This window comes from Streptomyces sp. NPDC059456 (assembly GCF_042750055.1).
Classification (GTDB): Bacteria; Actinomycetota; Actinomycetes; order Streptomycetales; family Streptomycetaceae; genus Streptomyces.
Window position 1 is genome coordinate 1 of sequence record NZ_JBHYVA010000263.1, and the last position, 10,456, is coordinate 10,456.

General features: G+C 70.9%; 10 protein-coding genes and 1 riboswitch. Of the genes, 9 read left to right on the forward strand and 1 reads right to left on the reverse strand.

Annotated elements, in window-relative coordinates; genetic code table 11:
* Nucleotides 1-98: 98 nt before the first annotated feature.
* Nucleotides 99-2,483 carry a chitinase C-terminal domain-containing protein gene (locus tag ACFXA3_RS22430; protein ID WP_385189236.1) on the reverse strand — a complete coding sequence of 795 codons (2,385 nt, stop codon included), beginning with the start codon at nucleotides 2,481-2,483 and terminating at the stop codon, nucleotides 99-101.
* A 279-nt stretch (nucleotides 2,484-2,762) separates the two neighbouring features.
* Nucleotides 2,763-2,892: riboswitch (FMN riboswitch) on the forward strand.
* Between the two features lie 223 nt (nucleotides 2,893-3,115).
* On the opposite strand from ACFXA3_RS22430, the gene ribD reads away from it, so the two are divergent.
* The 9 genes from ribD to ACFXA3_RS22475 form a co-directional block, all read left to right on the forward strand.
* Nucleotides 3,116-4,195: a bifunctional diaminohydroxyphosphoribosylaminopyrimidine deaminase/5-amino-6-(5-phosphoribosylamino)uracil reductase RibD gene (ribD, locus tag ACFXA3_RS22435; protein WP_385189249.1), complete on the forward strand. Its 1,080-nt coding sequence runs from the start codon at nucleotides 3,116-3,118 to the stop codon at nucleotides 4,193-4,195.
* Entirely contained in the window at nucleotides 4,196-4,834 is a 639-nt protein-coding gene (locus tag ACFXA3_RS22440) for a riboflavin synthase (protein ID WP_385189238.1), read from the forward strand. It begins immediately after the preceding gene.
* Nucleotides 4,831-5,484, forward strand: a complete 654-nt coding sequence (locus tag ACFXA3_RS22445) for a nicotinamide riboside transporter PnuC (protein ID WP_385189240.1) — start codon at nucleotides 4,831-4,833, stop codon at nucleotides 5,482-5,484. Before ACFXA3_RS22440 ends, ACFXA3_RS22445 begins: the two co-directional genes overlap by 4 nt.
* The gene (locus ACFXA3_RS22450) at nucleotides 5,481-6,773 is read left to right on the forward strand and encodes a bifunctional 3,4-dihydroxy-2-butanone-4-phosphate synthase/GTP cyclohydrolase II (protein ID WP_385189242.1); all 1,293 of its coding nucleotides are present in this window, start codon (nucleotides 5,481-5,483) and stop codon (nucleotides 6,771-6,773) included. Before ACFXA3_RS22445 ends, ACFXA3_RS22450 begins: the two co-directional genes overlap by 4 nt.
* 92 nt (nucleotides 6,774-6,865) lie before the next feature.
* Nucleotides 6,866-7,351, forward strand: coding sequence for a 6,7-dimethyl-8-ribityllumazine synthase (gene ribH, locus ACFXA3_RS22455; RefSeq protein ID WP_030298869.1), 486 nt, complete (start codon nucleotides 6,866-6,868; stop codon nucleotides 7,349-7,351).
* Between the two features lie 35 nt (nucleotides 7,352-7,386).
* Entirely contained in the window at nucleotides 7,387-7,668 is a 282-nt protein-coding gene (locus tag ACFXA3_RS22460; protein ID WP_385189243.1) for a phosphoribosyl-ATP diphosphatase, read from the forward strand.
* 78 nt (nucleotides 7,669-7,746) lie between these two features.
* Nucleotides 7,747-8,595: an ATP phosphoribosyltransferase gene (gene hisG / locus ACFXA3_RS22465; RefSeq protein WP_054220588.1), complete on the forward strand. Its 849-nt coding sequence runs from the start codon at nucleotides 7,747-7,749 to the stop codon at nucleotides 8,593-8,595.
* A 53-nt stretch (nucleotides 8,596-8,648) separates the two neighbouring features.
* Complete coding sequence (locus ACFXA3_RS22470; RefSeq protein ID WP_385189245.1) at nucleotides 8,649-9,113, forward strand: PH domain-containing protein; 465 nt, start codon at nucleotides 8,649-8,651, stop codon at nucleotides 9,111-9,113.
* Between the two features lie 285 nt (nucleotides 9,114-9,398).
* Nucleotides 9,399-10,456 (forward strand): hemolysin family protein (locus tag ACFXA3_RS22475; RefSeq protein WP_385189247.1); only part of this gene is annotated, 1,058 nt, incomplete at its 3' end.

The following is a 10,456-nucleotide window of genomic DNA, read 5'->3' on the forward strand; positions in this document are numbered from 1 at the left end:
CGCCTGGGGGGGGGGGGGCGGCGCTTGGGGGTGTTGCGGGGTGGCCGCTGGTCCCTGGGTTACCAACGCTTCGCCGTCCGATCTCCGTCCGAGGAGGGTCAGCAGGCGCCCTGGTCCTTCCAGACGCCCCACTCGCCGGTGGTGCCGGGCTCCTCGTTCTGCGTCCACCACTGGGCCTTCCAGGTGTGGCCCTTGTGCGAGACGAGGTTCCCGCTGTTGTAGACCGTGCCCGCGACGTACGCCGGGTTCGTGCAGGTCCCGCCCGGAGGGGTGGTCGGCGGGGTCGTGGGCGGAGTGGTGGGCGGGGTGGTGGTGGGCGGAGTGGTCGGGGGAGTCGTGGGCGGGGTGGTCGGGGGCTGGGTCGTGCCCGGCTCCACCACCGTCGTACCGCGCGCCAGGTCACCGGCGAGGGCGTACGCGGTGCCGGAGATGTTCACCGTCCAGTTGGAGGGCGTGGACACCGGCAGGTAGTAGTTGAACGCCAGGTCCACCGAGGCGCCGGGGGCCAGCGTCTGCCAGGCCGGCAGCTTCAGCGAGACCCGCTGGAAGTCGCCCTTCAGACCGCCGACGTTGGTGCCGCTGTGCCCGGTGGAGACCACCTTGGTGCCGAAGCCGGACTGGTCGGAGGCGTTGGCCGGGGCCGAGGTCCCGTAGTCGAACTGGAACTCCGTGCCGCCGGGCAGCGTGCTCTTCGTGTTGTTGGTGATCTTGAGCTTCGGGGTGATCGGGTAGTTGGAGTCGCCCAGCTTGAACTCGGTGAACTCCGTCTTGATGTCGACCGCCTGGGCGGGCAGCGCGCTCCCGGCCTTCTTCGCGCCGTACGGGGAGGCCGCCTTGAACTTGTCGTACATCAGGGAGGTGAGGGTGTCGCCCATCTCGTACTGGCCCTTGGCGGCGTTGTACGCGTAGTCACCGGCCAGCTCCCAGACCATCGTGCCGCCGATGCCCTTGTTCACCACGTAGTCGGCCTTGGCGGCGACGGACTGCTCGTCCTCCGTCGACAGGAAGACCTTCTTCTGGTCGTTCCACAGCCACGGTGCCACCAGCGCGGAGTCGTACTTGCGGACGTAGGTGCCGGTCAGCGTGGTGTTCGCCGGGAAGCCGTACTTCGTGACGTAGTCGCCGACGACGCCCTTCTCCAGGTTCTTCGCGTGCCACATCGGGTTGGAGCCCGCCGGGGACTCGACCCCGTTGGTGTCCAGGTCGTGCCACAGGTTGTCGATGCCGACCGCGCCGTCACCGCACTTGGTCAGACCCGCGCCGGCCGGGCAGCTGGTCGCGGGCGCCTTGCCCCACAGCCCGTCCGTGCCGCCCTGCACGTTCTTGAAGCCGCGGGTGTAGTACGGCAGGCCCATGTTGATGCGGCCCGCCGGCATCGAGCCGCGGAAGTAGTGGTAGGCCCAGTCGGAGTTCAGGTAGCCGATGCCGCCGTACTGGGAGGTGGAGTAGACCCCGGCGGCGGCCAGTTCGCCGTCCTTGCCGTCGTCGAAGAGCGAGGCGTTCGGGCCCACGTACTCGTTCCACGCGCCGTGCAGGTCGTAGGACATGATGTTGACGTAGTCCAGGTACTTCTGCATCTGGAACGTCTCCATGCCCCGCAGCAGGTATCCGGAGGAGGGGGCGGCGACGGAGAGCAGGTAGTGCTTGCCGTCGGCGGCGCCGGCGCGGTCGAGCTTCTCGCGCAGCGACTTCATCAGGGCGGCGTAGCCCTGGACGAGACCGGCCCGGCGGGCGTTGGAGAGCTGCCAGTCCAGCGGGTTGCCCGCGTCCTTCATCGTCGTCGGGTACTCGTAGTCGATGTCGACGCCGTTGAAGCCGTACTTCCGGACGAACTCGACGGAGGAGTCCGCGAAGGTGTCGATGCCGGCCTGGTTGACGGAGCCGTCGGCGTTGGTGGCCATCGAGTAGAAGCCGCCCGACGCGACGCGGTTGCCGTCGTTCCCGAAGTAGCCGCCGGTCTCGGCCCAGCCGCCGACCGAGATCAGCGTCTTGACGTTCGGGTACTGCTTCTTGAATTTGTTCAGCAGGTTGAAATGGCCCTTGTAGGGGAGGGCCGGGTCCATCTCGGCGCCCGCCACGCCCGGCCAGGTCATCCCGGTGGCGGCGTTGTCCGGGCCGTCCGTGCCGACCGAGATCTTGTTGTCGGCGCCCACGTGGGCGAAGGCGTAGTTCAGGTGGGTGACCTTGGACCACGGGACGTTGTTGGCCAGGTAGGCGGGGGTGCCGTCCTTGCCGGTCCGCCACCCGGTGAAATATCCGATCACGCGGCGCTGGTGGTCGGCGCCCATCTTCTCGCGGCCCTCGGAGTCGTAGACCGAGCAGTACGGGACGTCGACCCCGGGCGTCTTGTACAGCCCGTCCGGGCGACAGCCCTCGTTGTCCGCAGCGTGTGAGACGCCGCTGGAGAGCCCGCCCATGAGCAGTCCGGCGATGGCGGCGCCGGATGCCAGGAGCATCGCTCTCGTACGGGTGGGGGACGGCATGGTGCCTCCTGGGGAGGGGAGGGATGGCGGGTCGCATGGGACACAACAGGCGGAAAAGTGGTGCGTGTTGGCCCGTGACGTGCGCACATCTGACGGGCTGTCTCCCGGGGAGGATGAGGGGAACGTTAAGAGGACTAGACCACCTCGTCAATAGGTCTGGACCAACCGCCGTCCAACGTGACGGACTCCCGCGCGAACCGCCCCCTGTGACCCAGGCCACAGCACCTCACTCGCATGGCCCCGGATCACCCGTGGCAAACTGGCAGCAGTACCAGTAAGCAGCGCACTCCGGGGTCGGTGTAATTCCGAACCGGCGGTATAGTCCGCGACCCGTCCGCAGCCAGCGGCCGGTTGACCAGGTGAAATTCCTGGACCGACGGTGAAAGTCCGGATGGGAGGCAGTGCGCGGCGGGCCAGTCACCGGTACGCCGCCGTCGGCGGTTCATCGGCGCATCCCTGTGGATGTGTCCGGGCGGACCGTTTTTTCGGCCTCGGCGTCCCCGTGTGTGCTGTACCGCTTCATCTGTCGTATCCCGACAGGCCCCGGAGTCCGTGCCCGATCGAGGCAGGAGGACCCGGTGGCGAACCACGCCGTACCCGCACCGCACGACGCCGATGCCGACGTGCAGGCCATGCGCCGCGCCATCGAGCTCGCCGCCCGCGGTCTCGGCTCCACCAGCCCCAACCCGATCGTCGGCTGCGTCATCACCGATGCCGCGGGCACCGTCGTCGGCGAGGGCTGGCACCAGCGGGCAGGCGGCCCGCACGCCGAGGTCCACGCCCTGCGCGCGGCAGGCGCAGCGGCCCGCGGCGGCACCGCCTACGTCACCCTCGAACCCTGCAACCACACCGGCCGCACGGGGCCCTGCGCCCAGGCCTTGATCGAGGCCGGCATCACCCGCGTGGTCTACGCCGTCCCGGACCCGAACCCGCAGGCCAGCGGTGGCGCCACCACCCTGCGCGACGCCGGGATCAAGGCCGAGGGCGGCTTCCTGGAAGCCGAGGCCGCGGCCGGAAACGCCGCCTGGCTCACCTCCGTGCGCCTCGGCCGCCCGCACGTCACCTGGAAGTACGCGGCCACCCTCGACGGCCGCAGCGCCGCCGCCGACGGCAGCAGCCGCTGGATCACCGGCCCCGAGTCCCGCGCCGACGTCCACCGGCTGCGCGCCGAGGCCGACGCCGTCCTCGTGGGCGGCGGCACCCTGCGCGCCGACGACCCGCACCTGGCCGTACGCGGCGTCGACGGGGCCGTCCAGCCGCTGCGCATCGCCGTCGACACCCGCGCCGGCCTCCGGCCGGCCGCCCGCATCCTCGACGACGCCGCGCCCACGCTGCTCGTCGTCGGCGAGGACGCCGACACCCGGCACCTGCCCGGCGCCGACCTCCTGCGGCTGCCCCTGCACGACGGCCGCATCGCCGTCCACGACCTGCTCGGCGCCCTGTACGCACGCGGCGTGCGCTCCGTCCTCCTGGAAGGCGGCCCCACCCTCGCGGGCGCCTTCCTCGAAGCCGGGGCCGTCGACCGCGTCGTCGGCTACCTGGCCCCGGCACTCCTCGGCTCCGGGCCCGCCGCCCTCGCCGACGCCGGCATCACCAACATCGCCCGCGCGGTACGCCTCCACATCACCGAGGCCGTCCGCGTCGGCACCGATCTGCGCATCACCGCCGTACCCGAAGCCGTCAGCACCCCCACCGCCCCCAAGGAGCACTGAGTGTTCACCGGAATCGTCGAAGAACTGGGCGAGGTCACCGCCGTCGAGCAGCTCTCGGAGGCCTCCCGCTTCCGCCTGCGCGGCCCCGTCGTCACCGACGGCGCCAAGCACGGCGACTCCATCGCCGTCAACGGCGTCTGCCTCACCGTCGTGGAGACCGCCGACGGCGAGTTCACCGCCGACGTCATGCAGGAGACCCTCAACCGCTCCAGCCTCGGTGCCCTGCGGGCCGGATCCCGGGTCAACCTGGAACGCCCGATGGCCCTCGGCGGACGGCTCGGCGGCCACCTCGTCCAGGGGCACGTCGACGGCACCGGTGAGATCCTCTCCCGGACACCCTCCGAGCACTGGGAGATCGTCGAGGTCTCCCTCCCGGCGAACCTCGCGCGGTACGTCGTGGAGAAGGGCTCGATCACCGTGGACGGCGTCAGCCTCACGGTCGTCGAGGCCGCCGCCGACCGCTTCAGCATCAGCCTCATCCCCACCACCCTCGCGCTGACCACCCTCGGCATCAAGAAGCCCGGCGACCCGGTCAACCTCGAAGTGGACGTCCTCGCGAAGTACGTCGAGCGTCTGCTGGCCGCCGGCGTCAACCCGCTGACCGCCACCCCCGACGACGCCGAGGAGACCGACCGATGAGCGCCCTGACGTGGCTCAACGCCGAGGCCTTCACGGTCTTCGGGCAGAAGGTCATCTGGTCCGACATGATCGGCAACCTGATGGGCCTGGCGGCCCTCGCCCTCGGCTGGCGCCGCTCCATCTGGACCTGGCCCGCCCAGCTGCTGTCCGGCCTGATCCTCATAGCCGCCTACGCCTCCGCCCACCTCGCCGGGGGCGTCGGCAAGCAGCTCCTCGTCATCGGCGTGGCCGCCTGGGGCTGGCGCGCCTGGCAGCTCGGCCGGCAGCAGGCCCAGGACGGCACCCTGGCCGTGCGCACCGCCACCTGGACCGAGCGCGGACTGCTCCTCGGCGGGGCGGCCCTCGGCACCCTCGCCGTCGGCGGCCTGTTCACGCTCTTCCCGAACCTGTCGTGGAGCCCGTGGGCCGACGCCTACATCTTCGTCGGCACGATCGTCGCGATGGTCGCCCAGGCCCGCGGCCTCGTCGAGTTCTGGTTCGCCTGGCTCCTCGTCGACCTGGTCGGCGTCCCGCTCGCCTTCACCAACGGCCTGGCCTTCTCCGGCCTGGTCTACGTCGTCTACTTCGCGCTCGTCCTGTGGGGCGCCCACGACTGGTACCAGCGTTCGCGCACCACCCCCGCCCCGGCCCTGGAAGGAGCAACGGCATGACCACCCTCAAGCCCGTGCCCGACATCGACGCCGTCCTCGAAGCCGTCTTCCGGCTCGACCCCGTCGAGCAGGCCATCCGCGACATCGCAGCCGGCCGGCCGGTCGTCGTCGTCGACGACGAGGACCGCGAGAACGAGGGCGACCTCGTCATCGCGGCCGAGAAGGCCACCCCCGAGATCGTCGCGTTCATGATGAGCGAGTGCCGCGGCCTGATCTGCGCCCCCATGGAGGGCCCCGAGCTGGAGCGGCTCGAACTGCCCCAGATGGTCCAGAACAACACCGAGTCGATGAAGACCGCCTTCACGGTCTCCGTCGACGCCAGTGCCGCCCACGGCGTCACCACCGGGATCTCGGCCGCCGACCGCTCCACCACGCTGCGGATGCTCGCCGACGGCGTCTCCGAGCCCTCCGACTTCGTGCGCCCCGGCCACGTCTTCCCGCTGCGCGCCAAGCCCGGCGGCGTCCTGGTCCGCAACGGCCACACCGAGGCCGCCGTCGACCTCGCCCGTCTCGCGGGCCTGCGCCCCGTCGGCGCGATCGTGGAGATCGCCGGCGAGGACGGCGTCATGCTGCGCCTGCCGGAGCTGATCCCCTTCGCCCGCAAGCACGGCCTGACGATCATCTCCATCGAGGACCTGATCGCCTACCGCCGCTCCGCCGAGCCGACCGTGCGCCGCGAGGCCCAGGTCACCCTGCCGACCGCGCACGGCGACTTCACGGCCTACGGGTTCCGTTCCACCGTCGACGGCGTCGAGCACGTGGCCCTCGTCCACGGAGAGATCGGCGACGGCACGGACATCGTGGTCCGGGTCCACTCCGAATGCCTGACCGGCGACATCTTCCACTCCCTGCGCTGCGACTGCGGCCCCCAGCTGCACGCCTCCATGGCCCGCATCAAGGAGGAGGGCCGCGGCGTGGTCGTCTACCTGCGCGGCCACGAGGGCCGAGGCATCGGACTGATGTCCAAGCTGCGCGCGTACGAGCTCCAGGAGCGCGGCCGCGACACCCTGGACGCCAACCTCGAACTCGGCCTCCCGGCCGACGCCCGCGACTACGCTGCCGGCGCGCAGATCCTCGCCGACCTCGGCGTCAAGAGCGTCCGGCTGCTGACCAACAACCCCGACAAGTCCGCCGCGCTCGTACGGCACGGCATCACGGTCAACGACCGGGTGGCCATGCCCACCGAGGCGGGCGAGCACAATCTGCGGTACCTGCGCACCAAGCGGGACCGGATGGGGCACGACCTGCCCTGGCTGGAGCAGACCGCGAGCACCTGCGGCAACCAGTAACCACGCACCGGCAACAACGCACCACACCACGCACCACGCACCACACACCACGCAAGACGAACCACGACCCACGAAGCACGAGGAGCACAGCTGTGAGCGGCAAGGGCGCACCCGAACTGAGTGTCAGGAACTGCGGAGACCTCCGGGTCGCCGTCATCGCGGCCCAGTGGCACGAGAAGGTCATGGACGGCCTCGTCGACGGCGCCCTGCGGGCCCTGCACGAGCTGGGCATCGACGAGCCCACCCTGCTCCGCGTCCCCGGCAGCTTCGAGCTCCCGGTCGTGGCGAAGGTACTCGCCGGTCGCGGTTACGATGCCATCGTCGCCCTCGGAGTCGTCATCCGCGGCGGCACCCCGCACTTCGACTACGTCTGCCAGGGCGTCACCCAGGGCCTGGTACAGGTGTCGATCGACACCGGAGTCCCCGTCGGCTTCGGTGTCCTGACGTGCGACAACGACGAGCAGGCGCTGGACCGTGCCGGGCTCGAGGGGTCGAACGAGGACAAGGGGCACGAAGCGGTCATCGCCGCCGTCTCCACCGCTGCGACCCTGCGGTCCGTCAGCGAACCCTGGCGCTGAGTGGCGGCGGGGGACCCCGTATTCTGAGGACCATCATGGCTAACGCACCCTCCAAGAGCTTCGAAGAGCTCTTCACCGAGCTCCAGCTCAAGGCCGCCAACGGCGACCCCGGCACCTCCCGCACCGCCGAGCTCGTCGGCAAGGGCGTCCATGCGATCGGCAAGAAGATCGTCGAGGAGGCCGCCGAGGTCTGGATGGCCGCCGAGTACGAGGGCAAGGAAGCCGCCGCCGAGGAGATCTCCCAGCTGCTGTACCACGTCCAGGTGATGATGGTCGCGCGCGGGATCTCCCTCGACGACGTCTACGCGCACCTCTAGGCCGGAGCCCTCCACCACCGGGCCCCCGCCCGCCCCCAGCCCACACCTTTCGCACTCCACGCACTGAAGGAAGCCCCCATGCTGCGCATCGCCGTCCCCAACAAGGGTTCACTCTCCGGAGCGGCGTCGGCGATGCTCCATGAGGCCGGCTACCGCCAGCGCAAGGAGTCCAAGGAGCTCGTGGTCCTCGACCCCGAGAACGGCGTGGAGTTCTTCTACCTCCGCCCCAAGGACATCGCGATCTACGTCGCCTCGGGCAAGCTCGACATCGGCATCACCGGCCGTGACCTGCTGCTCGACTCCGGCGCCAGCGCGGAGGAGATCCTCCCGCTGAACTTCGGCCGCTCCACCTTCCGCTACGCCACCAAGCCCGGCACCGCGAAGGGGCCCGAGGACTTCCACGGGATGACGATCGCCACCTCGTACGAGGGAATCGTCGCCAAGCACCTCGCCGAGCAGGGCATCGACGCCTCCGTCGTCCACCTCGACGGCGCGGTCGAGACCGCCATCCAGCTCGGCGTCGCCCAGGTCATCGCGGACGTCGTCGAGACCGGCACCAGCCTGCGCAACGCCGGCCTGGAGGTCATCGGCGAGCCGATCCTCACCTCCGAGGCCGTGGTCATCCGCGGCAACGGCGCCTCCGCCGACAACCCGCAGGCCCAGCAGTTCCTGCGCCGCCTCCAGGGCGTCCTGGTGGCCCGCAGCTACGTGATGATGGACTACGACTGCCGCGCCGAGCACCTGGAGCGGGCCGTCGCCCTCACCCCGGGCCTGGAGTCGCCGACCGTCTCCCCGCTGCACAACGAGGGCTGGGTCGCCGTCCGCGCGATGGTCCCGGCCAAGGAGGCGCAGCGGATCATGGACGACCTGTACGAGCTCGGGGCGCGCGCGATCCTCACCACCTCGATCCACGCCTGCCGTCTCTGACCCGTACGTCCCCCGACCCGTACGTCCCCCCGCAGAAGGCATCACCAAGCATCATGGCCGAGTCCGCCGCCCAGCCCGCACTGCCCGACCTGCCGGTCACCTTCCGGCCGACCCGCACCCGGGTCATCCTGCTGGGCGTCGGGCTCGCCATGTTCGCCACCATCACGGCGATCGCCCTCCTGCTGGAGAACCTCGGTTCCGGGGAGCGGGCCAGCTTCATCTTCACCGCCGTCCTGCTCAGCTCCGTGCTCGTCCTGCTCAGCCGCCCCAAGGTGGTCGCGGACGAAGCGGGCGTCACCGTCGTGAACCTGACCAACACCCGCCGCCTGGAGTGGGCGCAGATCCTGCGCGTCAACCTCCGCCCGGGCGACCCGTGGGTGTTCCTGGACCTCAGCGACGGTACGAGCCTGCCCGCCCTCGGCATCCAGCCCGGGGTGGCCAGGCAGCAGGCCATCGGCGACGCCCGCGCCCTGCGCGCGCTCGCCGAAGCCCGGGGAACCGGGCCGCACCACCGCTGAGCCGCCGCCGCGCCGGCCTCGAACGGTCGTCGAACAGCCGCTGAACGGGGCTCGAACGGGCCTCGAGCGGCTGCCGGACGAACCACCGGAGCCGCAGCCGACGGCTGCGTCCCATTGCGGCGGCGATCTCAGTGACTACCCTGGTGGCGGGGCGCACCCGTGCGCCCTCCCACCGGCCCCGGACCCTGAGGCCCGTGGGCACCTGCGACTTGAGGAGTGACTCCCTCCAGCAATGGACGGATCGTCCGGTAGTACCCGCGCCGCCCTCCCCACGGAGGCGGCGGCATGACCACCCCGCTACTTCTGCTCGTGGCGGCATTCGCCCTGATCCTCGCCAACGGCTTCTTCGTGGCGGCCGAATTCGGCCTCGTCACCGTCGAACGCCCCGCGGCCGAACGCGCCGCAGCCGACGGCGACCGCCGTGCCCGCACGGTGGTCGAGGCCCTGCGGGAGCTGTCCTTCCAGCTCTCCGGCACTCAGCTCGGCATCACCATCACCTCCCTCGTGGTCGGCATGCTCGCCGAACCGGCCCTCGCCGGACTGCTGGACGGGCCGCTCGCGGCGACCGGCCTGCCCGCGGGAGCCGTCTCCGGCATCGCCGTCTTCATCGGCATGCTGCTCGCCTCCGCCGTCCAGATGGTCGTCGGCGAGCTCGTCCCGAAGAACTGGGCGGTCTCCCGGCCGCTCCAGGTCGCCCGCTTCGTGGCCGGTCCGCAACAGGTCTTCTCCCGCGCCTTCCGGCCGGTCATCGCCGGTCTCAACGCCGTGGCCAACCGTCTCGTACGGGCGCTCGGCGTGGAGCCGGCCGAGGAGATGGCCTCGGCCCGCACCCCCGGCGAACTGGTCTCCCTGGTCCGCCATTCGGCCCAGGCCGGCGCCCTCGAACAGGACACCGCCGACCTCTTCGTACGGACCCTGTCGCTGGGCGAGCTCACGGCCCAGCACGTCATGACCCCCCGGGTGAAGGTCAGCGCCCTGCAGCACACGGCCACCGCGGCCGACGTGCTCAACCTGACCCGCGCCACCGGACTGTCCCGGTTCCCGGTCTACCGGGAGCGCATCGACGAGGTCACCGGCGTCGTCCACCTCAAGGACGCCCTCGCCGTGGCCGAGTCCGAGCGCGCCCGCACCACGGTCAGCCGGATCTGCGTCGCCCCGCTGCTGGTGCCCGGCTCCCTGCCGGTGCAGCCGCTGCTGGAGCGGCTGCGCAGCGAGCAGCCCATGGCCGTCGTCGTCGACGAGTACGGCGGCACGGCCGGGGTCGTCACCCTGGAGGACATCGTGGAGGAGCTCGTCGGCGACGTCGGGGAAGCGCCCCACCAACACCCCGACCAAGACGCCCA